General features: G+C 51.2%; 24 protein-coding genes. 16 read left to right on the top strand and 8 right to left on the bottom strand.

Annotation, left to right across the window (positions count from 1 at the left end):
- Window positions 1–11 precede the first annotated feature (11 nt).
- The 4 genes from phnL (at window position 12) to AC0YOB_RS03500 (ending at window position 3,912) form a co-directional block, all read left to right on the top strand.
- The gene (gene phnL, locus AC0YOB_RS03485; RefSeq protein WP_475791566.1) at window positions 12–743 is read left to right on the top strand and encodes a phosphonate C-P lyase system protein PhnL; all 732 of its coding nucleotides are present in this window, start codon (window positions 12–14) and stop codon (window positions 741–743) included.
- Between the two features lie 97 nt (window positions 744–840).
- Window positions 841–2,031 carry an alpha-D-ribose 1-methylphosphonate 5-triphosphate diphosphatase gene (locus AC0YOB_RS03490; RefSeq protein ID WP_475785179.1) on the top strand — a complete coding sequence of 397 codons (1,191 nt, stop codon included), beginning with the start codon at window positions 841–843 and terminating at the stop codon, window positions 2,029–2,031.
- 12 nt (window positions 2,032–2,043) lie between these two features.
- Window positions 2,044–3,015 carry a sugar phosphate isomerase/epimerase family protein gene (locus AC0YOB_RS03495; RefSeq protein ID WP_475791567.1) on the top strand — a complete coding sequence of 324 codons (972 nt, stop codon included), beginning with the start codon at window positions 2,044–2,046 and terminating at the stop codon, window positions 3,013–3,015.
- Between the two features lie 21 nt (window positions 3,016–3,036).
- Window positions 3,037–3,912, top strand: coding sequence for a PHP domain-containing protein (locus AC0YOB_RS03500; protein ID WP_475791568.1), 876 nt, complete (start codon window positions 3,037–3,039; stop codon window positions 3,910–3,912).
- 421 nt (window positions 3,913–4,333) lie between these two features.
- Here the strand turns inward: AC0YOB_RS03500 and AC0YOB_RS03505 are convergent, their stop codons facing one another.
- The 3 genes from AC0YOB_RS03505 to AC0YOB_RS03515 all read right to left on the bottom strand — a co-directional run bounded on the left by AC0YOB_RS03505 (window position 4,334) and on the right by AC0YOB_RS03515 (window position 5,460).
- Window positions 4,334–4,618: a DUF4183 domain-containing protein gene (locus tag AC0YOB_RS03505; RefSeq protein ID WP_475791569.1), complete on the bottom strand. Its 285-nt coding sequence runs from the start codon at window positions 4,616–4,618 to the stop codon at window positions 4,334–4,336.
- Window positions 4,619–4,705: 87 nt separating this feature from the next.
- Window positions 4,706–4,963: a DUF4183 domain-containing protein gene (locus AC0YOB_RS03510; RefSeq protein WP_475791570.1), complete on the bottom strand. Its 258-nt coding sequence runs from the start codon at window positions 4,961–4,963 to the stop codon at window positions 4,706–4,708.
- Window positions 4,964–4,992: 29 nt separating this feature from the next.
- Complete coding sequence (locus AC0YOB_RS03515) at window positions 4,993–5,460, bottom strand: hypothetical protein (RefSeq protein WP_475791571.1); 468 nt, start codon at window positions 5,458–5,460, stop codon at window positions 4,993–4,995.
- A gap of 576 nt (window positions 5,461–6,036) precedes the next feature.
- On the opposite strand from AC0YOB_RS03515, the gene AC0YOB_RS03520 reads away from it, so the two are divergent.
- The 3 genes from AC0YOB_RS03520 to AC0YOB_RS03530 are packed head-to-tail and all read left to right on the top strand — an operon-like array spanning window position 6,037 to window position 9,559.
- Window positions 6,037–6,939, top strand: a complete 903-nt coding sequence (locus AC0YOB_RS03520) for an ABC transporter permease (protein WP_475791572.1) — start codon at window positions 6,037–6,039, stop codon at window positions 6,937–6,939.
- A 25-nt stretch (window positions 6,940–6,964) separates the two neighbouring features.
- Window positions 6,965–7,864: a carbohydrate ABC transporter permease gene (locus AC0YOB_RS03525; RefSeq protein WP_475791573.1), complete on the top strand. Its 900-nt coding sequence runs from the start codon at window positions 6,965–6,967 to the stop codon at window positions 7,862–7,864.
- A 42-nt stretch (window positions 7,865–7,906) separates the two neighbouring features.
- Window positions 7,907–9,559 (top strand): extracellular solute-binding protein, encoded by a 1,653-nt coding sequence (locus AC0YOB_RS03530; RefSeq protein WP_475791574.1) that lies wholly within the window; start codon window positions 7,907–7,909, stop codon window positions 9,557–9,559.
- 112 nt (window positions 9,560–9,671) lie between these two features.
- On the opposite strand, the gene AC0YOB_RS03535 is transcribed toward AC0YOB_RS03530, so the two are convergent.
- Complete coding sequence (locus AC0YOB_RS03535) at window positions 9,672–10,685, bottom strand: phytanoyl-CoA dioxygenase family protein (protein WP_475791575.1); 1,014 nt, start codon at window positions 10,683–10,685, stop codon at window positions 9,672–9,674.
- Between AC0YOB_RS03535 and AC0YOB_RS03540 the strand changes: the two genes are divergently transcribed.
- The 5 genes from AC0YOB_RS03540 to AC0YOB_RS03560 all read left to right on the top strand — a co-directional run bounded on the left by AC0YOB_RS03540 (window position 10,684) and on the right by AC0YOB_RS03560 (window position 15,708).
- Window positions 10,684–11,538, top strand: a complete 855-nt coding sequence (locus tag AC0YOB_RS03540) for a helix-turn-helix domain-containing protein (protein WP_475791576.1) — start codon at window positions 10,684–10,686, stop codon at window positions 11,536–11,538. The two genes, AC0YOB_RS03535 and AC0YOB_RS03540, sit on opposite strands and share 2 nt — an antisense overlap.
- Before the next feature lie 196 nt (window positions 11,539–11,734).
- Complete coding sequence (locus AC0YOB_RS03545) at window positions 11,735–12,574, top strand: sugar phosphate isomerase/epimerase family protein (RefSeq protein ID WP_475791577.1); 840 nt, start codon at window positions 11,735–11,737, stop codon at window positions 12,572–12,574.
- A 21-nt stretch (window positions 12,575–12,595) separates the two neighbouring features.
- Entirely contained in the window at window positions 12,596–13,585 is a 990-nt protein-coding gene (locus AC0YOB_RS03550) for a zinc-dependent alcohol dehydrogenase (RefSeq protein WP_475791578.1), read from the top strand.
- A 19-nt stretch (window positions 13,586–13,604) separates the two neighbouring features.
- The gene (locus AC0YOB_RS03555; RefSeq protein WP_475791579.1) at window positions 13,605–14,684 is read left to right on the top strand and encodes a Gfo/Idh/MocA family protein; all 1,080 of its coding nucleotides are present in this window, start codon (window positions 13,605–13,607) and stop codon (window positions 14,682–14,684) included.
- 37 nt (window positions 14,685–14,721) lie between these two features.
- The gene (locus AC0YOB_RS03560; protein WP_475791580.1) at window positions 14,722–15,708 is read left to right on the top strand and encodes a zinc-binding dehydrogenase; all 987 of its coding nucleotides are present in this window, start codon (window positions 14,722–14,724) and stop codon (window positions 15,706–15,708) included.
- Window positions 15,709–15,840: 132 nt separating this feature from the next.
- Here the strand turns inward: AC0YOB_RS03560 and AC0YOB_RS03565 are convergent, their stop codons facing one another.
- Window positions 15,841–16,623 (bottom strand): cytochrome c oxidase assembly protein, encoded by a 783-nt coding sequence (locus tag AC0YOB_RS03565; protein ID WP_475791581.1) that lies wholly within the window; start codon window positions 16,621–16,623, stop codon window positions 15,841–15,843.
- Window positions 16,624–16,630: 7 nt separating this feature from the next.
- Window positions 16,631–17,119, bottom strand: coding sequence for a DUF2243 domain-containing protein (locus tag AC0YOB_RS03570; protein WP_475792295.1), 489 nt, complete (start codon window positions 17,117–17,119; stop codon window positions 16,631–16,633).
- A 171-nt stretch (window positions 17,120–17,290) separates the two neighbouring features.
- On the opposite strand from AC0YOB_RS03570, the gene AC0YOB_RS03575 reads away from it, so the two are divergent.
- The 4 genes from AC0YOB_RS03575 to AC0YOB_RS03590 all read left to right on the top strand — a co-directional run bounded on the left by AC0YOB_RS03575 (window position 17,291) and on the right by AC0YOB_RS03590 (window position 20,590).
- Complete coding sequence (locus AC0YOB_RS03575) at window positions 17,291–17,872, top strand: GNAT family N-acetyltransferase (RefSeq protein WP_475791582.1); 582 nt, start codon at window positions 17,291–17,293, stop codon at window positions 17,870–17,872.
- Window positions 17,873–17,901: 29 nt separating this feature from the next.
- The gene (gene ant(6), locus AC0YOB_RS03580; RefSeq protein WP_475791583.1) at window positions 17,902–18,762 is read left to right on the top strand and encodes an aminoglycoside 6-adenylyltransferase; all 861 of its coding nucleotides are present in this window, start codon (window positions 17,902–17,904) and stop codon (window positions 18,760–18,762) included.
- A gap of 65 nt (window positions 18,763–18,827) precedes the next feature.
- On the top strand, window positions 18,828–19,700 hold the full coding sequence (locus AC0YOB_RS03585; RefSeq protein ID WP_475791584.1) for a helix-turn-helix domain-containing protein: 873 nt from the start codon (window positions 18,828–18,830) through the stop codon (window positions 19,698–19,700).
- A gap of 113 nt (window positions 19,701–19,813) precedes the next feature.
- The gene (locus AC0YOB_RS03590; RefSeq protein ID WP_475791585.1) at window positions 19,814–20,590 is read left to right on the top strand and encodes a phytanoyl-CoA dioxygenase family protein; all 777 of its coding nucleotides are present in this window, start codon (window positions 19,814–19,816) and stop codon (window positions 20,588–20,590) included.
- 89 nt (window positions 20,591–20,679) lie between these two features.
- Here AC0YOB_RS03590 and AC0YOB_RS03595 read toward each other — a convergent pair whose 3' ends face one another.
- Together AC0YOB_RS03595 and AC0YOB_RS03600 are read right to left on the bottom strand one after the other, a co-directional pair.
- Window positions 20,680–21,060, bottom strand: coding sequence for a LysM peptidoglycan-binding domain-containing protein (locus AC0YOB_RS03595; RefSeq protein ID WP_475791586.1), 381 nt, complete (start codon window positions 21,058–21,060; stop codon window positions 20,680–20,682).
- 128 nt (window positions 21,061–21,188) lie between these two features.
- The gene (locus AC0YOB_RS03600; protein WP_475791587.1) at window positions 21,189–21,896 is read right to left on the bottom strand and encodes a DUF421 domain-containing protein; all 708 of its coding nucleotides are present in this window, start codon (window positions 21,894–21,896) and stop codon (window positions 21,189–21,191) included.
- Between the last annotated feature and the right edge of the window lie 96 nt (window positions 21,897–21,992).

Below are 21,992 nucleotides of genomic sequence, written 5' to 3' on the forward strand. Positions count from 1 at the left end.
GGGCATCACAGATGCTGGAGGTTATCAACCTGACCAAGTCCTTCGAGCTTCACGTCTCGCAAGTCGGCAAGGTCTATCCGATCCGGGAATTGTCGTTCAATGTCCGCCAGAGCCGTTTTCTAGGCATTGCCGGTCCGAGCGGCGTCGGCAAATCAACGATTCTCAAATGCATATACCGCACATATGTTCCAAGCTCCGGCCAAATCTGGTACGACTCGCTGCAGGAAGGCCGCATCGATCTGGCGCAGGCCGACGACCGCACAATGATCCGGCTGCGCGAGCGGGAGCTTGGCTATGTCTCGCAATTTCTCAAGGTCATTCCCCGCGTTCCCGCGCTTGACGTGGTCGCGGAGAAGCTGCTTCCTCTTGGATGGTCGCAGACCGATGCCCGCAAGGAAGCGGAGCAGATGCTGGAACGGCTTCGCATTCCGCAGAAGCTGTGGCAGGCTTTTCCCGCCACCTTCAGCGGCGGCGAGCAGCAGCGGGTCAATCTGGCGCGGGCGTTTATCGTCCGGCCGCGGCTGATGATCCTCGACGAGCCGACCGCTTCTCTTGACCGCGAGACCACTACGGCGGTCATAGAGATGCTGCAGGCGATGAAGCAGGAAGGCACGACGATGGTCGGTATTTTTCACGATTGGGATGTTATGGAGCAGGTGGCCGATGACATTCTGGATATTAGCCGCTCCGCTGGCGATGACGCCGTGCCGGATGCGGTAACCGCGGCTGCCGGGGCGGAGTAGAAGCCCCGCTGCCCAGGCGGACAGGGTGGAGTTTTATGCCCTTGCCGTTACGGCGAGCCGTACGTGAACCGACTGACACTGGAGAGGAGATCTGGCAATGAAGCGAACGCAACGGATTTACGGCGGAAACATCGTGACGCCGCAGGGTGTCATTCATGGAGGCACCATCACAATCGAGGACGATACGATCACCGAGGTGCGTGCCGGCTCGGGAGGTCTGCCGCTTCCGGGCGATGTCGACGCCACGGGGCTGTGGGTGCTTCCGGGCATGATTGACTCGCACAGCGATGCTATCGAGCATGAAATTTTTCCCCGTCCGACGAGCTGTCTGCCCGTAGACATCTCATTTTATGAGCTGGAACGCAAGCTGGCCGGACAAGGCGTGACGACGATTTACCATTCGTTCAGCCTATGGGGCGACGAGCGCAATAACGAAGCGCGGAAGAATGCCAGCGTCCAGCAATATATCCGTAATATACGCGAGCTGCGCGAGGAGAAGCATATGCTCCGGCACTGCATCCACGTGCGCTACGAAATGACGAATCTGGCCGGTGTTCCCTTCGTAGAGGAGTTTCTGAACAATGGGGAGATCGAGCAGCTGTCCTTCATGGATCATACGCCTGGTCAGGGGCAATACCGCCAGCCTGACATTCAGGTCAAATATATCATGGGCAAGCAGAACAAGACCGAGGAGGAAGTGCTCCGCCAGCTGGAGGAGAGAAAAAAATTCCCCAAAGCCGATCCTGCGGATTTGCAGCGGCTGGCTGATTTGGCCCGCAGCCAGGGTATTCCGCTCGCTTCCCACGATGACGACACGCTGGAGAAGCTGGACCGCGTTGCAGGCTGGGGCGCGACGATCAGCGAGTTCCCGATCACGCTGGAAGTAGCGGTGGAAGCGAAGCGCCGCGGCCTGCATGTTGTCATGGGAGCGCCTAATGTACTGCTTGGCCGCTCCCACAGCAACAATCTGTCGGCACTTGATGCGATCCGTGAAGGCGTGGTCGATATGCTGTGCTCGGACTATTATCCGCCGTCGCTGCTGCAGTCGGTCTTTCTGCTTCACAGCCTGGGCTATGAGCTGCCTTACGCCGTCAATCTGGTATCGCGCAACCCGGCCGTCGCGCTTGGCATCGACAACCGGACCGGATCGCTTGAGCCGGGCAAGTCGGCGGATATTCTGCTTGTCGGCCTGCATCGCGACCGTCCGATGATTGAGAAGGTGTTTGTCGAGGGCAATATTGTGTGTCAGATGTCTTATCGCCAGGGACTGGCAGTCTCTTCACTGTAGGGAAGGAAGTGCATGAAGATGCATATAGAAGCGATGGGCGTCAGCCTGCTGTCCAATGATACGGTGAACGCTCCGGACCGCTTGGAGGCAAAGCTGGCGAAAATTCAGGAGCTCGGCTTCGGGGCCGTTGAGGTGCCCATTCATGGAATGAACATTATCGTCAACGGCCGGCTCAATACAGACAGATTGGACCGTTATGTCCGGCTGTTCAGGCAATTCTCCCTGCAGGTTACAACCCATGCCCCGTTCGAAATTAATTTGTTCCGCAGGGGCGAACTGCTCAAGGAGCGGCAGGTGCTGCATGCTGCGATTGAGATCAGCGGCGCTCTGGGAGCTTCGGCGATGGCCTACCATCCCGCCCGGTTTGTCGGCGAGGAAGAGCTGGTATACCGGCATGAATGGCCGGCTTATACAGCGGGGGAGCAGGAGCTGCTGCTGGAGCGGGAGCGGGAGGAGCTGCGGATAGCCGGCGATCTGGCCCGCTCGAACGGCGTGAGAATCGGGATGGAGAATATGCGGCCGTATCTGGATTGCCCGCATTATTGCTATGCGGTGCGGCCTGCACTGCTGGCTGAGCAGATGAAGCTTATCGATCATGCCAGCGTCGGTCTTACATTGGACACGGGACATCTGCTGCTGGCAGAACGGATGTATGGGCTTGACCGGCAGAAGGAGCTTGAGGCGATGGCGCCTTACGTATTCCATCTGCATGTCCACGACAACTTCGGAGAGCCGAATTTCTCGCTGGAGAAGAACCAGTATGATCTGATTCCGCATGGCCGCGGCGATATGCATATGCCGATCGGCAGCGGCGAGGTGCCGTTCCGTGAAATTGCGTCGCATCTGGCTCCGTACTTCAAGGGCTTCCTGATGCATGAGGTGCGCGAAGTGTATGAACAGGAATGGCCGCAGCTGATCGGACGGGTGGAGCGGCTGCTGCCCCAGGCGGAGCAAATGCCGGACCGCAATACGGCAATCGGCTGAAAAGGAGACTGTGATTCGCTTATGATAAAGGCAACGACGGGTATAACGGACCTGCACTGCCACACCAACGCCTCGGATAATACTTATTCCGTGGAGGAAGTGGTCCGGCAGGCTGCGGAAGCGGGGGTCGCGACACTCGCGATCACCGACCATGATACGACGGCCGCGGTTCCGGCCGCGCTTCGTCTTGGCGCGGAGCTTGGCGTGGAAATCGTGCCGGGCATTGAAATATCCGCCTACGACTTCGACCGCAAGCGGCGGGCTCATATTCTCGGCCTGTTCGTCCGGCCGGAGCATTCTTCGCTCAATCAGCTGTGCGCTCCGACCGTGGAGCTGCGCAGCCGGCTGTCCCAGGAGATGACGCAAAGGCTGGCCGCTGCGGGCTACCGCATCACGTGGGAGGGCGTCCGCCGTTATGCGGCGGACGGCTCGTCCGTCTACAAACAGCATATTATGAATGCGCTGGTGGATCTGGGCTATGCGGACGAGCTGTTCGGCGACCTGTACCGCAAGCTGTTCTCCCGCGGCGAGCGGGGCGAGCCCGGCATTGCTTATATGCCGATGCGCTACGTCGATGCGCGGGACGCAATCCGCGCCGTGCTGGAGGCGGGCGGGGTGCCAGTGCTCGCTCATCCGGGCCAGCTGGGCAATTTCGAGGCAATCCCCGGCTGGGTTGACTGCGGCCTGCAGGGCATCGAGGTCTATCATCCATCGCACAACGTGGAGGACCGGGGCAGGGCGCTTCACGCTGCTGCCGAGCATGGCTTGATAGTCACCGGCGGAGCGGATTTTCATGGCGGCTACGGCGATTCGGGATGGCCGCTTGGCAGCATCGACGCGGGTCCGGAATGTATGGCGGCGCTGCGCGGACAAGTGCAGCTGAATAAGGCTCGCTAGAATAGCGCATAAGGCATCGGCAAACAGGAGGGAGGCAATCAAGCCCTCCTGTTTGTTGATTTTTGCCATCGGCTGCAAGCAATATTCTATCCGTGATTGGTGTTCCCCAGGAATGCTGATACCGAGATAATATTCTTTCCTCCCAGCAGAGAGTCTACAATCTTTCCCAGAGCTTTATACTTCTTTGCTATTTCCTCATCGGACCATTTGAAGACACCGCGATCGAATAAAAAGGATATCCCAACCAACAGAAACTCCGTAACCTCAACCGGAGGGTCAAGCTGAAAAACACCTTGGCTTTTGCGCGGCTATCGTATCTTTGGCCCGGAACCTGTATGTTCCGCTTCCTTTCTGCATTAGAAATGATAATGCCGACAATCCCGGGAAGCAAGAATTGTCGGCATCAGGTCATCACAAAAGATTAATTTACAACAAATTCGATTACTACAGGTGTTCCAGGATTAAGCGCATCACCGCCAGGAATGGTGATCGCAGTAACGGTAACGCTTGAAGTATCAGCTGTTTGAATCTGCGCATTGATGTAAAGATTGTAATAGGCCGGTGCAGTTGGGAAAGCTGTTGCAGCAACTCCTTTGTCATCAATAGTGGCCGTTGCCAGAATATTGTAGGCTGCGCCTACCCCGGTTCCGTCTCCTATTGTGGCACTGAATCTTCTTGCCGCCATAAATGGTTTTGTAATTGGCATCAATATCACCTCCTTCATCACCTCTATCAATAAATGTCAGAGTTAGAATTTAAGGAAGTTCTAATGATGAGGGAGGACTACTTGATTTTAAGAGATTATCCGGGCAAAGAACCGAATGATTTCAAGAAGGATGGGCGTACCTGCAAAAATTGTCTGATTATCCGCTTCTATACGCAAATCTATTTGGTTTGCATTATACATACTGCTTTCCTGGATGAGGCCGTTGATGTAGAGGTTAGCGTAGCCATTTTGACCCGCTTCAACAAATGCCGTCACGGGCTCCTGATTGTCGTTTGTGAACAGAGTGGCTGGAAAAATCACTGGAAGACCAGTATCCGTCTGCACAATATAAAAATATCGTTCAACGAGCGGAGTTATCGTGACACCTGGAATAGTTCCCGACCCGGGAGGTCCCTGGGGCCCGGTTGCCCCTTGAGGTCCAGGCGGCCCTTGAAGTCCTGGCGGACCCTGAAGTCCAGGAGGTCCTTGAAGCCCAGGAGACCCCTGAAGCCCCGAAGGTCCTTGAAGTCCTCGAAGTCCCTGAAGTCCCTGAAGTCCCTGAAGTCCCTGAAGTCCCTGAAGTCCCTGAAGTCCCTGAAGTCCCCGGGGTCCTTGAAGTCCCTGAGGCCCAGAAGATCCTTGAAGTCCAGGAAGTCCCTGATGTTTGGCTGGGCCGGAAGTCCAGCTGACTTTTGAGGTTCCGGAGGCTTTGGATGATCGTGATTTTCCTGACAGCCTTGGGCATGATGTACCTGCAGAATTTCTTTTCTTCCTTTTTGCAATAGCTTTTTTGCGTTCTTTTTTTTTCTTTCCAGGATGAGTGGTAACGGAGCTATGATCATCTTTCCATTTGTGAGAAATGGGAAGTACCTTTTGCGCTGAAGGCATCCTGTCTGCGATTGGCGTCATGATGAAAACCTTATTTTTTCCTGTTCTTTTCGGAGTGAAGATTTTGGACTTCAATTTCAGGGCACCTCCCTAAAGGATCTTGATGACTCCTAGAATTAAGATTCCATTCCTGTCCTTGATTCGGATCCAGAACTGGCCAAAACTCCCATATATTTTTATACTATGTCATTTGCGGAATAAAGGGATGTACATCCACCTAACAGAGCTTAACTTTCTTTATTCATTTATTGGCCTTGCGTACCTGAACAGAGATATCAAAATACCATAAGTTGCATCAAAGTTATAGAAGAATTTTAATTAGAAAGATTATAGAATGAAAGCAATCCGACATTTATCAAATGAGAGTTCGAAGGGGAGGATGCCCGTAGAGAATGACAAGCCTGCCGTTATTGAAAGCGTATTCAATATGGATCGCAACGATTGCCGGCTCTCATTTTGAATTGCGCCATGTTTTATCAAATGCACCATCCTGTTTTGAAACGTTCCGGGAATAAGGGGGGAATGGGTCCTTGAATAACTTACGATTGATGAGAAAGCACTGGCACTTTTATGTCCTGGTCTTTCCGCCCGTGCTGTACATTATTATTTTTAAATATCTCCCCATTGTGGGCATGCAGATGGCCTTTCGCGACTACAACGTCCGGGATGGCATGTGGGGAAGCGAATGGGTAGGCCTGCATTATTTCATCAGCTTTTTCAATTCTCCGCTCTTCTGGGATATATTTGGCAACACCATTAATATCAGCGTCACAACCTTGATCTTTACGTTTCCGGCTCCGATCGTTCTGGCATTGATTTTGAACGAAATACGGGATGGACTTTTCAAGCGGTTCAGTCAGACCATCACGCTTGCGCCGCATTTTATTTCCGTCGTCGTCATGGCCGGGATGATTATTTTGTTCCTGGATCCCCGAAACGGGATGATTCCGAATATTCTGCAGTTTTTCGGATTCGATCCGGTCAACTATTTGGCAAGCACCGTCGGCTTCAAATATGTTTATGCGCTGTCCGAGGTATGGCAAAATGCCGGTTATGCCTCGATCATCTATTTGGCCGCCCTGGCCGGAATTAATCCGGAGCTGTATGAGGCTGCAAAAATTGACGGCGCTTCCAGGCTGAAGAAAATCCTGCATATCGATATTCCGGGAATCGCTCTTGTCATCACCATACTTCTGATTTTGCAGATCGGCGAGCTGACCGGCGTCGGATTCGAAAAAATATTATTGCTCCAGAATCCAATCAATCAGCCGGGTTCTCAAGTGATCGCGACCTATGTCTATCAAGTCGGACTTGTGAATGCCAATTACAGCTTTGGCACAGCCATAGGCATTTTTAATTCGGTTGTTAATTTCATTTTATTGGTTGCGGTGAATTGGGTTTCCCGCAGGGTTTCGAATAACAGTCTATGGTAATTACGCATCGAAAGGAAAATGCCAGATGATAAAACGTCATGTTATTCGTGAATCGCCAGGCGACCGGTTTTTTATGGCTGTATTGTACGTGATTTTAGCGTTCATATTGATCGTGGTTCTGTATCCTTTGCTTCATATTGTAGCCGCATCCTTCAGCAGCTCGCAGGATGTGATCCAGGGCAAAGTGACGATTTTTCCGGTAAACCCGACGCTTGTTGCCTATAAAACGCTTTTTTCCAACAAGCAGATTTATATTGGCTTTGGCAACACGCTTTTCTACACCGTAGTCGGAACGCTTGTCCAGGTAACGCTGACGATTTTGCTCGCTTTTCCACTCTCCAGGAAGGAGTTCGTCGGGAGAACCTTTCTCATGATGGCCATACTGCTGACCATGTTCTTCGAGGGGGGACTTATTCCTTCCTATCTGATCGTCAAGGAATTGGGAATTCTGGATACCCGCTGGGCGCTTATTATTCCGAAGGCCCTATTCGTCTGGCAGGTCATTATCGCAGTCACCTTCTTCAAAACCACAATCCCGGATGAAATCTATGAAAGCGCCCAATTGGATGGCTGCAGCGATTCCGGATTTTTGTGGCGTGTGGTGCTGCCCTTGTCCAAACCGATTATCGCCGTATTGATTCTGATGTATGCGGTTTCGAACTGGAACTCCTATTTTGACGCCCTGATTTATCTGCAATCCTCCAAACTCTATCCTCTGCAATTGGTGCTTCGCAATATTCTGGTCATGAATGAGACGTCCAATCTGTCACCGTCTGTCGTGTACCGGATGCGGAAGATGCAGGGACTCAGCGATTTATTGAAATATGCCCTGATTGTTGTATCGAGCGTTCCGATCCTGGCCTTTTACCCTTTTATCCAGAAGCATTTTGTCAAAGGGATGATGATCGGTTCCTTGAAAGGATAGTTTAGTGAAGTATAAAAAAATAGAAAAAGGGAGCGATTCTGAATGAAGCAAAATCTGCCTAAATGGATGTTCGTATGGATGGCCTTGATTATCGTGCTCGCGGGCTGCAGCAAGAACACAGAGAATAATGCAGGGAATCCATCAGGCGAGCAGACGGATGGAGAGTCGGCAGGGCAGGAAGTCGAGGTCACCGCATTTTCGAGCCAGGGGCCGCGTATTGAAAGCTTTAATGATAATGCGCTGACGCAAAAAATAGAGAAGAAGCTCGGCATTAAAATCAATTTCCAAACCGCCCCCACGGACGGGGCCAAGGATAAGCAGAACCTGCTGCTGGCAAGCGGCGATTATCCTTCAGCCTTCATCGGCGGCGATTTCTCCAAAGTCGACCAGCTGAAATACGGCAAATTGGGCGTGTTTGTTCCGCTGAATGACCTGATCGACAAATACGCGCCGAATATCCAGAAGGCATTCGACGAGAACCCTTGGCTGAAAGACAGCATTACCGCTCCTGACGGCAATATTTATGCTTTGCCGGGCCTTGATGGCTGCTCCCACTGCATGTATCCTGCAAAAATGTGGATCAATGAAGAATGGCTGAAAAAGGTGAATATGGAGCTGCCGACGACAACGGACGATTTTGAGAAGGTATTATCCGCTTTCAAGAACAATGATCCGAACGGCAACGGGAAAGCGGATGAAATTCCACTGAGCGGGTATTCGGAAACAGGCAATGAATACGGCAACATCCTGCTTTTCCTGATGAACGCGTTTGTGTATACGGATCCATCCAATTATCTGGAGGTTGCCGGTGGGAAAGTCGACCTGGTGGCGGATAATCCGGAGTGGAAAGAAGGACTTGCATACCTGCAGAAATTATATTCAGAAGGGCTGATCGATCAGCAGGCCTTTACCCAGAACATGAGCGGCATTCAGCAGCTCGCCATGAACGAGAATGATATCGTCCTGGGAAGCTACGCGAATCTGTGGAACGGCGATGTGATGACGATCTTCGGCGAGGCAGCGGACCAGCGCTGGAACCAATATGTGGCCGTTCCGCCTCTTAAGGGACCCGGCGGCGCCCAATTCGCAACGTATACGGAAGACAGGGTGCCTAACGGCGCGTTTACGATTACGGACAAAGCATCGGCAGACCAGCAGGTCGCCGCCATCCAAATTGCTGATTATTTGTATTCCCAGGAGGGCGCCTTGGATGCGTTCCTCGGTGTCAACTCGTGGGTCAATGGCAAAGAGGGGCAGCAGGGGATCAACGGCAAACCGGCTGTCTTCGATACGACCCCGGCCTCTGACGACTGGGATGCGCCGACCAAAGCGCTGTGGGAAAACGGTTTTTATTATATGAGCAAGGACTTGTACCTCGGTCAGGCTGTTTCACAGGACACAATGACGCAGGACGGCAACGAAACGCGCCTGTACCAGGAAAATCAGAAATACGCCGGGCATGAGCCGAAAGCCGATGAGAAGCTGCCCGACCTGTTTATCGATCCGGAGGATGCGCAGACCGTTTCGGAATTGTCTACCGTTATCGACAACTACATCAAGCAGAATGCGGTTCAATTCATTATCGGCAAGAAAAATCTCGATAAGGACTGGGATGGCTATGTGAAGGGGATCAAGGACCTGAACGTGGACCAGTATATGCAAATATACCAGAAGGCTTTTGAAGCGAATAAATAAGAATAGAAAAATAATAAGCGGGAGCGGCAACCAGGTGATCACCTGATTGCCGCTCCCGCCTGGTTGTTTATTCGCCTATCCCACGAATGCGCCGCAAGGCTTCCCACTGAACTTAAACATTCTCACAAGGGTTTCCGGCAATGTTCCTTCCGCGGGCGAGCCAAAACTTCCAGCCCTGATTTCGTTCCGGGTTTATTTTCGTTGAAGCTGAAATATACCGCATCGTATAACCGCATCGGCGGTACGGACTTTTATTGGCCGCAGCTCCGTGAATGATGCGGGAATCATGGATGGAGCATTCGCCCTTTTCCAGCTCGAAATAAACGGCCTTGGACTCGTCCAGATTTTTGATTTGGGCATGGAATGTATTTATTTTCTTATCGACGCTTTCATATTCCGAAAATCCGTTATGATGCGTGCCCGGGATAACTCTCATACACCCATTTTCCTTGCTGCTGCGGTCCAGTGCAAGCCAGATGGTGGCAATGTCATCGTACTTGTCGAAGCGACCTTCCCAATAGGCCGAGTCTTCATGCCAAGGGGTTTGTCGTCCTGTGAAGGCATCCTTGCAAATAAAATGGCTGGACCATAAAATAATGTCCGGTCCGATAAGCCCTTCAACAAGATCAAGAGCTTCCTTGCTTAATAAAAAGTCCAACAGACGCTCATCGCGAAAATGCGGGGTATCCAGCTCATCCGACAATTTATCGCCCTTCAAGGCCAGCTGATCTTCGAAAATCTCTGTTAATTTGCTCATTTTTTCAACAGGGAACAGGCTTTTTTTGTAAAGATAATAGCCATTCTCGCGATAAAAAGCAATTTCCTCGTTCGTTAACGCTGCCATGATATATCCCTCCTTGTCGTTAGTGGTGAAACTACCATAATTATAAAAAAACAATGCCTTTCGTTCTTCCTGTATATTGAGATGATTTTGTTTCATTTTGATAAAAGCTGGAGAAAAATGCCGTCCTCCGCAAGTCTGGCTGGCGTTTCTATTCTTATGATTCCTATCCCCTAAATGTTCTGGTAAAATAGCAGGTAACCGTTTACAACAAGCAAAGGCATGCTGCTTTGAAAAATATTCTATATTGATATTCAACCTCGCTGCAGGGAGACGATGCCCCATGATCAGACTGCTCGAAAAAGACTTGCTGGATAATGGAACAGAAGCGCATTATGCCTATCACAAATCGCTGAAGACCGTGACAGGCAAGCATACTCATGACTTTTATGAATTTTTCCTGATCACGAAGGGCTCGCTGTATCATCAGATTAATGAGAAAAGGGTGCTGCTGCGCGAGGGAACGCTTGTATTTATCCGTCCCCACGACGTTCATTTCTATGAAAACGACGGGGATTCCGAAGGAGAGCTGCTCAATCTGGCTTTTACCTCCTCCACCATGGAGGCGCTGGCTCAATATCTTGGAGACGGGTTTGATGCCGACAGCCTGCTGTCAGCTGAGGATCCGCCAAGCACCTTTGTCGACAAGAATGAAATCGACGGGGTAAAAGAGAGATTTCAGGTACTGACGCTCATCCCGTCCGACGAGAAGCTGAAAATCAAGACAGAGGTCAGAGCGCTGCTGGCAGAAATATTCGTCCGGTATATTTCGCAATACCCGCTTCAAGCCGTATCCTCCATTCCCGATTGGCTGGAAAATCTGCAAAGAATGATGAAGAACAAGGAGCATTTTACCGTGGGATTAAGCAGATTATACGAAATTTCCCCCAAATCTCCCGAGCATCTGAGCAGAATGATCAAGAAGCATTACGGACGAACCGCCACGGAGTGGATCAATGAGATGAGGCTGCAGTATTCCGCCAACCTTCTCGTTCATACGGATGACCCCATTATCAGCGTCAGCATGGAGGTCGGCTTTGAGAATCTCAGTCATTTCTATCACCGGTTCAAGGAGTACTTCGGCTCCTCGCCGGCCCAGTACCGGAAGCTGCACCGCAAGATCATTATTCCCAGATAGTTTTCCCTAGGAACGGATCAGAATAGAACAAAAAAGATCAATCAGAACGAAGACGCAGCAGAGCCGCCCGGGATATATTTATGGAAGCGGCCCGCACTTGCTTGTAAGCGTTTCCCTGAAAGCCGGGGGATTGCTGCAGCATCAGACAGCAGAGGCTGGCTGCTTGATAAAATAACCAATAAAGGAGGTCGCAAGCATGATCCCGGCATTGAATCCGGTGACAACCGGCAGAAACGTGCCTTTCCTGGAATTCCTGGACGCGGCTTGCACAGCAGGCTTTCCATCGCTCGATTATTACATCGCGCCTTTTGCCCTGATGGCAAAAGAGAAGTCGGTCGATGCGGCCATCCAGCTGCTGGAGGAGAGGAAATTAACGCTGGGCTCCTTTGAATTGCCCGTTGAATTCCGCAAGGACGAAGGCATATTTCAGGAGCAATTGCGTGAGCTCCCGGCCATGGCGGATTTGGCGCGGCGCATGGGGGTTACACGCTGCTGCACATGGCTGTATCCGGCGACGGACGAGCCTGTTGCCGAATACACAAGCAGATTCATCAGAAGGCTCCGCGAGTGCGCCAAGATATTGAATGTGTATGGCATACGGTTTGGCATAGAATGGGTGGGACCGAAGACGCTCCGGACTATGAAGCATGAATTTATTCATACGATTCCCGGGGCGCTCGAGCTGATTGGAGCCATTGACCAGCCTAATGTCGGACTGCTGTTCGACAGCTTCCATTGGTTCACCTCCAAGGCAACGAGAGAGGATATATTGGCGCTTGACGCGGACCAGATCGTGCTGGTTCATATTAACGACGCTCCGGACCTTCCGGCAGACGAGCAGATGGATGATCAGCGGCTTCTGCCGGGGGAGGGCATTATCGACCTGGGCGGCATGCTGTCCGCTCTGAAGGAAATTGGCTACGACAGCTATGTGTCCGTCGAGACGTTCAGCGACGATCTGCCCCTGCTTGGTGCCCGGGCAGCGGCAGTGAAAACAAAACAAGCGGTTGACCGTGTCTTGAATCCTTTCATCTAATTAGCATTGGGGGACCCGTCCATGAAGCAAGTCGTTATTACCGGTGAACGCAAGGCCGCATTATCGGAGGTTGCTATCCCTAAGCCGGCAGGCAACCAGGTTCTTGTGAAAATTCATGTGGCTCCGATGTGCACGGAATTCAAGCACTTCCTGGATGGCACCCCACGGGACTGCCTGGGGCATGAAGCCGCAGGGGAAGTGGTGGAGATCGCCCGTCCAGGACCGCTTAAAGTGGGCGACCGTGTAGTGGCTATGCCGCTCGATGGCTGCGGCAAATGCCCATTATGCCTGTCGGGCGATTACATCCACTGCGAGCGCAATGAGATGAAGGATGCGACGATGGCGCAATACGTGCTCAAGCCTGCATTCCTGCTGCAGAAAATACCCGATGACGTATCCTACGAGAAGGCGTCGCTTGCATGCTGCGGTCTGGGCGCATCCTTCGGAGCCATGCAGATACTGGGGCTGACGGCATATGACACGCTCCTCATTACGGGGCTCGGTCCCGTTGGGCTGGGGGCTGTAATCAATGCCAGATTCCGGGGAGCCCGGGTTATCGCGGTGGAATCAAATGAGTACCGGATCGCGCTGGCGAAGGAGCTGGGCGTGGAAGCCATTATCGACCCTGCCGATCCTGATGCCGCAGGTAAAATCAAAGCGCTCTGCGGCGGCCGCGGTCCTGACGCGGCACTGGATTGCTCCGGCGCTGTTCCGGCCCACAGACTTTGCATAGACGCCGTAAGGAACAAGGGGAAAGTAGCCTTTGTCGGAGAAAGCCACAAGGAAACACCTGTAATCATAAGCAATGACCTGCTCCGCAAAGGGATTCATTTGATCGGCTCCTGGCATTACAATCTGAACGATTTTCCCAAGCTGATGCGGGTCATTCAGACATCGCCGCTGGTCGACAAGCTGATTACACACGAATTTCCGATGAGCCATATCGAGGACGCCTTTACCCAATCCGTCTCTCAAATGAGCGGCAAAATCATTTTGAAGCCATGGGAATAAAAAACGAGGAGATGCCGCAATGAAAAAAGTCAAAGTCGGATTGATCGGACTCGGAGAGGTCGCCCAAATCATTCATCTTCCTATCCTGAAATCATTATGCGACCGCTACGAAATATCGGCATTATGCGATATCTCGCCATCGCTGCTGGCATGGGCAGGCGACCATTACGGCGTGGCCAATCTGTATCTGGATGCCGCCGAGCTTGTGCGGCAGGAGGATCTGGACGCCGTATTCGTCCTGAACAGCGATGAATACCACGCGGAATGCGCCATTGCCGCTGTCAGAAACCATAAGCATGTTCTGATCGAAAAGCCGATGACGCTGACCCCATCGGATGCGGATGCGCTCATACAGGCGAGAGATGAAGCAGGCGTTCAGGTGATGGTCGGCTATATGCGCCGCTATGCCCCCGCTTTCACCAAGGCGCTGGAGGAGATCCCGACGCTGGGTACGATCCAGTATGCAAAGGTCCGCGATATTATCGGGCAGAACCGTCTCATTATTGAGCAGTCCAGCGTTGTGCAGCGATTTCAGGATATACCGGGCGAGGCCATGGAAGACCGCAGCGCGCGCGCAAAACGGATGGTCGACGAGGTGCTCCCGGACGCGCCGCAGAAGGTTAAAAATTCGTACCGGTTATTATGCGGCCTGAACAGCCATGATCTCTCGGCGATGCGCGAGCTGCTCGGCATGCCCAGGCGTGTGATCTCCGCCTCCCATTGGAATGACGGATATTATATAACCGCCACATTTGAATACGAAGGCTACCATGCCACGTTCGAGACGGGCGTGGATCATCAAAGGAGATTTGACGCCCATATCGAGGTCTTCGGACAATCGAAGCAGATCAAAGTTCAATACGATACGCCGTATATCCGACATCTTCCCACTACTCTGGAGATTACCGAGACCATAGGGGAGGAGTTTCAGGAGTCCGTCCACCGTCCAACCTTCAAGGACCCGTATACGGTGGAGCTTGAGGAATTTTACAAGGTTGTGACTGAAGGCAAGGCGGTTAAGACGACACCGGAGGATTACAAGGAGGATTTAACGATCTTTAAAATGATTTGTGATGCATTGATGAAAAACAGTCAATAAGTAGTCAACGAAGCATATGCGGAAATGAGGTCATTCGATGACGATGAAAGCCAGTGTGATGTTGGGGCCGCAGAAAAGCGAGGTTATGGATGTAGCTGTTCCTGCCATAGGCGACGAAGAGGTGCTGATCCGCATCAGGTACTGCGGCGTATGCGCTTCCGAGCTCCATCCGTGGATGGACGAATCTGGCCGGATCAAGTCTTCGGGACACCGGACCGTCTTTGGCCATGAACCGGTGGGCATCGTTGAGAAGACGGGCATTCTGGTTCAGGGCTTCAAGGCGGGCGACCGCGTAACCGGACTGATTCAGAACGCTTTTGCCCAATATGCGAAGGCAGACTACAGGAAGATTGTCAAGGTGCCAGAGGTGCTGGATGATCTTGAAGCGCTGGGAGAGCCCCTTGCCTGTCTGATGAGCGGAGCCGATCGTACCCCGGTAGCGCTGGGAGACGACGCTGCTCTGGTCGGTGCCGGCTATATGGGGCTTGGTTTCCTGCAGCTCATGCGTTTGAAGGGCGCAGGCCGTATTATGGCCGTGGATATGCGCGAGGAAAGTTTGGAGCATGCCAAACGCTTCGGTGCCGACGAGATCTATATGCCGCAGCATGTAAAAGCGGAACATAAAGTGACAGAGTGGGGCCATATGGGGCAAGGCATCAAGGGCGTTCAGGTAGTAGTTGAAGCTACGGGATCGCAGGGCGGTCTGCAGCTGGCGGGAGACATGACAGCCGTACATGGGGTGCTCTCCGTTGTTGGCTATCATCAGGGGCATGGCGGAATGCGCAATGTGAATATGGAATTATGGAATTGGAAGGCAATTAGCGTTATTAATGCGCATGAACGCAGGGACCACGTCCTGATCAGGCAGATGGAAGCGGGACTCAAGCTTATTGCTGGCGGCAAGCTGAACATGAGGGATTTGGTTACCCATGTTTACGGGTTGGACGAGGTCGATCAAGCCTTCGAAGCGATAAGAACGAAGCCGGAAGGCTTTATCAAATCGGTTGTGAAAATGGACGAGTAAAGGGAAGCTCCAGCCGTATTGTCCATTCCAGGCTATGATTCCATGCGAGAACACAAGCTTAACAGAGCCTTCTGATGGCTGCCGGAGATTTCTTGCCGGCAGCCATTGCTGCGGGCGGACAGGGCAGCCATTTCATTGATTTCGGAGAACGGCTCCTTTATACCACTGATAGCAAAAAATCGTGATCATCAGCAATTCGATGGCGTCGCCGCCGAAATACATGAATTGCGCGCCCGTTTTGACCTGCTCAATCGGCACTCCCTCCTGAGGGGAAGCATATATGATTTTCGATAGTATACTATGTCCGGCAAACGCCATAATCAGCACGGCTGCCCGGTATTTAAAGCTGAAACGATGCGAAACGGGATTCATATAAATAATCGACGCGGTAAACAGATAACCGGCCAGAAAAACATGGAAATGTACGGCTATATTAATAAGCATATTTTTATGCATGGCCTCGTACAAGCCGGTTGTATAAAGCACCCATAGTCCTCCAATGTCGAGGAGGGAAGCAGTAAAAGGATGCATAAAAAAATGCATAAACCGGCTTTTCATTATACGGGAGAACCGCCGGGCTGACGATATTTTTATAGAACGCAATACCAATGCAGCGGGAGCGGCCAGTACCATAAGCAGGGGAGCCAGCATGCCCAGCAGCAGATGACCCGACATATGTGCCGTAAAATCCGTATGCCCGCGATCAGCCAAAGGTCCGGTAATAGCCAATGCTGCACACCATACACCCGCACACCAGCAATAAGTACGGTACCTCGGCCATTTGCGATAATGGCGATTGGAAACAACAACAGCTCCGATATACAGGATCGTAATGGCGAAAAAAATCAAGGCGAAGAGCATCGGTTTATACGAAAAATCTCCGCTTTGCTCATGATGTTTGATCATATTGTACATATTAGCATCATCCCTCCGGAGCATGGGAGGTGTTTCTTGTTCGGACAATAAGCAGAATGCCGGTTACTATCAACAGCGCGGCAATGATGTTCCATGTCAAATCGTAAGGAGCAATGTCAACGTTATACCGGATTTGATGCAGTTTCATAAGTTTGTGCTGAATCAGTCCATCATAGAGTTGGAAAATCCCCGCACCCAGGAACACGCCGCCCCACCAGCGTTTGGCCCGCAAGGCTTGATGCCGCCTGAGATCGGCCAGCATAAACAAAGAGGCAATCGTTGCGAACCAGCTGAATGCATGAAAGAAACCGTCTGAAACCAGACCGGCCCCCGTCGTCGATTTATCGTAAAAATGATGCCAGTGGAGGAGTTGATGAAATACAGTCTCATCCATAAAAGCGACAATGCCAAAACCGAATAAAACACCTGACCATAAATTACGGGCAGAACGTGCCGCATATGTTTTATCCTTTGAACGGGACGGTGCAGGACCCATAGACATGATGTAAACAAGCTCCTTTATTTGTTGATATTTTACTTTCCTATCCTCTTTTATTGCCCTTAATCCATCCACCTATCCATAAAAGGGAAGCAGGGTTTGCAAATTCAATATTGAATTTTGTATAAATCACAAAATTACATTTACGATCCATGATCGGAGGAAGCCATGCGGGAAATACAATATGAAGGTTATTTTTGGCAGGATGAGGAAATCAGATTGCGCGGCATAGAGCCTGAAGACTGGGAAGGGCATTATATCAACCGGTTTGATACCAGGGCCAGGCGTCTGATTGAGTGTGCCGTCGAGCTGCCGCCGACGATTGCCGAGGCTAGGAAATTCGCGGATTCCAACGCCGATTTCTCCCCGGACAATCAACGCATCATGTTTACGATTGAAACCTTGAACAATGAAAATGTTGGCGGCATCAACCTGAACAGCATCGACGAGCGAAACGGGACATTCAGTATCGGCATCCAGATTGACCGGGATCACCGCGGCAAAGGCTACGGCACGAGGGCGTTGATCATTCTTCTGCGGTATGCCTTTCTCGAACGGAGGCTGAATAAATTCAACGATTATGTGCTTCAGGGAAACGAAGCTTCAATCAAAATGATGACGAAGCTGGGCTGCTCGCAGGAAGGCATACGGAGGCAGGCCATCTATTCAAACGGCCAATACCTGGATGTCATTTTGTTCGGACTGACGAAGGATGAATTTATCGGGAAGCACGAGGACGGCCTTTATTGAAGTTCGGTCATCGATGGAGGGTGAATGCAATGAGAAGTGAACAAGAAATGATGAATATGCTTGTTGATTATGCTGCGAATGATAACAGAATCCGACTGGTGACGCTGGAAGGATCGCGTACGAACAAAAACATTCCACTCGATACCTTCCAGGATTATGATATTTCATATTTTGTGACGGATATGGAAGCTTTCAAAGAAGATGATCAATGGCTGAATATATTCGGAAATCGCGCCATGATGCAAAAACCCGAGGATATGGAGCTTTTTCCCGCAGAATTAGGCAATTGGTTTTCGTATATCATTCTTTTTGAAGACGGCAACAAATTAGATCTGACCCTGATTCCAATAAACGAAGCCGAGGGTTATTTTACCAATGGCGACGGTTTAGCAGAGGTTCTGCTTGATAAGGATGGTGTCGTCCAAATGGGAGCGCCGCCCGTAAGTGACCGTCAATATTGGATCAAGAAGCCCACCGCAAGAGAATTTGATGATTGCTGTAATGAATTCTGGATGGTTTCGACTTACGTTGTAAAAGGTTTGGCGCGAAAAGAAATCCTTTTTGCCATTGACCACTTAAACGGGATTGCCCGGCCTAATTTGTTAAGAATGATGTCCTGGCAAATCGGTTCGGAGCAAGGTTACTCCTTCAGCGTGGGGAAAAACTATAAATTTATTGACCGTTATCTTCCCAAAGAAGATTGGGAAGCTTTGCTGTCCACTTATTCCGGGAACGGCTGCCAAAACATGTGGAAGTCTTTATTCACTTGTTACGGGTTGTTCAGAAAATACTCAAAAGCCGTGGGGGAAAGTCTCGGATATAAGTATCCGGATTATGATGAAGCCATTACCAGGTATACTGAACATATTTATCATTCATTGAACGAATAAAAACCATTTATGGACGGGAGTACCCGCCTCTTTCAGCAGGCGGTGTAGAATGGAGCTGATTTGCAATGTCCATGAAGCAGATGGAATGGCTGCAGGGACCCTGGTCTGTGAAGCTTTATTCCGTCAATACCGCCTCTTATTCGAGTCTGGATTTGATTGACCGCCAATTTCCCAATTGGATCATCAGTTATATCAAGGAAGGCGGCGTCATCACGGGAACAGGAGCCGAATCGTATCCGGCACGCGCGGGAGATGTGATGCTCCATCCGCCCGATCTGCCGTTTTCGGAGAAGGCGGAGACAAAAGGGACTCATTTGTGGATGCAGGCCGCTGTTTTCTGTTCGCATCATTTGGATCTGCTGCAGTTGTCCCGGATTGCGCCGGTCATCACCCTGTCCGATCCCGGGCGGTTCGAAGCGCTGTTCCACCGGATTCAGCAGATCTGGGACAAGAAGGATCAGGCGTTCTGGGAGCTGAAGCTGTCTTCCTGCATGCTGCAGCTGACAGAGTTGATTCTGGCCGGCTGGGAGCGGGCCGGCTGTCCGGAGCGTCCCGAGGCTTACGATTCCGTGAGGGACCGGTTCGGCCGGCTCATCGGGCTGATGACGCACCGGCTGCATGAGAAGCTCGGGCGCGAGGAGCTGGCCGCGGTGGTACGTCTCAGTCCCAATTATCTGGATAAGGCTTTCGGGCAGCAGTATGGCTTGACGCCGATGCAGATGCTCCGCGACATGAGATTGAAACGGTCCAGGCAGCTGCTGGAACGGACCGAAGCCACGCTTGAATCCATCGCATCGCAATGCGGAATGACAGACGCATCATATTTGTCCAGACAGTTCAAGCGCGCATATGGGGTACAGCCCGGCGAGTACCGTGAATCCGTCCGCAGTTTGCAGGCGGAGAATCCATACGGGACTACGGGCGGGGGAGGCATGTAAAAGGAGGAAAAAATACAAGAAGAGGCGGAACCGCTTCATTGAGAACAAAGAGGCAGGGGGGGATAATGAGGACATGAAACAAATTCTATCCATGACAAGGGAGCGAGCGCGCAATGGCATCAGTCGATCCAGGCAGGACCGTCAGCATTACGGAAGAGCAGATGAAGCAGTACGAGGAGAAAGGCTTTATCATTTTCGACCAATTATTCTCCGGTAATGAAATGGATGAGATCCGCGGCATTATCGATGAGCTCGATGCGGAATCGGAGAAGGCGCTGCTCGAGAAGGGGCAGGACTTTATCAATGTGGCAGGCAAGATCAACTTTAATGGAAATATCAATTTTCTCCGCCCTGAGCTGCAGCGCTTCACAGCCGATCAACGGTTCGTCGATATTACAACAACGATTCTCGGGCCTGACACGAAGCTGTACTGGGATCAATCCGTCTACAAAAGGCCGGAAGCCGACAAAGATTTTCCCTGGCATCAGGACAACGGGTACGTCCCGACCGATCCCGTTCATTATGTAACCTGCTGGCTTGCGCTCGATGACGCGACGATTGAGAACGGCTGCATCTGGATACAGCCGGGTACGCATAAGAAAGGCTTTGTGCCCCATATCAAAACAGATCTCGGCTGGATTTGCTACTATGGCGATATTGAAGGCGAACCGGTCGAATTGAAGAAGGGCAGCATGGTGGTGTTCCATTCCCTATTGTTCCACCGCAGCAGGCCCAATCTCAGCAGCGCAACCCGTAAAGCCTATGTCGTCCAATACTCGGTTGACGGCGCGAAGAATCCGAAAACAGGCCATGTGTTTAATAACGGTCCGCTGATAGCCAAGGACGGCAAATCCGTCTATACCGGTTTCGTTCCCCGCGAGCATTGCTAGAACCGGTGCTCGGAGCATTTGATCCCTGAATCATGTCAAACAAGACTTGGCGGCAAGGTCTTGTTTGACATTTTCAGCGGATCCGAATACTAGCCTTGATTCATGGGAGTCGGCATCTCATTGTAGGTCTTCTGACAAACCATATGGGAGATGCGGGGGATATTCACCATTTCGCCGGCCTGCAATTGGTTAGGATTGGTAATATGCGGGTTGGCTTCCTCCATAATGGAATGAGGCATGTTGTATTTGTGGCCGACAGCGGCTAATGTGTCTCCAGGCTGAGCCTGGTGCTGCGCGAACAACATGTCATCCGGGTTACCGTCCCTGAAGAAAGGAAAGATGAACGGAGACAGGAAGAAGAACGGAAACAGGGAACGTCCAGGGAAAAAGGGATGAGGAAACGGACGAAAGAAAGGACGACGGCCAAAGCCTCCACCAAAACCACCACCAGGAAAAAATCCACGATCCATTAAGATAACCTCCAAAAAATAGTCATTTGACTATATAAGATATTACCCTGGAAGCGATTCGTGACAATATTTTCGAAAATGGGCTTGTTCGGGCCAAGTCTTGCAGGAACCGCAGCCGGATGCATAGGCTACTCTGTATCAACAGGATTCTTAATACCGTCCCGATAGACATCCCAATAGAAATTTCCGCTAGAGCTCTTCACGGCATAGAAAATATCGGGGATTTTCAGCTTACGCTTCTTCAGCTCCTGATCCAGCCATGCCTTTAAGTCATTCTCCTTCAGGTTCTGCCCGATCAGTTCCCCATCCATAATCAATTCAATGGGGAAGTTTGCAGTCGGCTGTGGAGCAAGGGATAAATCCTTTTGGACAACCTGGCGGAATTCCGGCTTCTTCAGGACGGACAGCTCCCCGTTCAATTCAAGGACCGCGTACTCCACCTCCTCGATATTGAAGATATCCTTCAGTCTTAATTCCTGGCTCAACGTGTCCAATGAATAATAGATTTTTTTCAGATTTTGTTCGAGAATCTTACCTCGCTCAATGACAACGGTCGGTTGTCCGGATATCCATTTTCTTACAGTTCTTGATTTGATGATCCATAATGACAGCAGAAAGGACGCTGCGCCAAATGTGATCAAGGAAACAACAAAATACCATGTGCCTATTTTGAGGTTGAAGGCCAGGTTGCCCGCAATCGATCCCAATATAATGACAAAGGCAAAATCATAAGAGCCCATCTGGGAAATGGCCTGTTTCCCCACGACCCGGGCTATCACGATGACGATAACAACGGTGAGGATGGTTCTTAAAATAACTTCAATGCTTGCCGGCAATTCCCGCTCACTCCTTGACAATCTTCTTAGAGGCTGCGGATACCAAAAATGCAGACGCAGATACCTCATACCCTATATACAACATTTCCACTTGCA

The organism is Paenibacillus sp. JT31N17, from assembly GCF_056269255.1.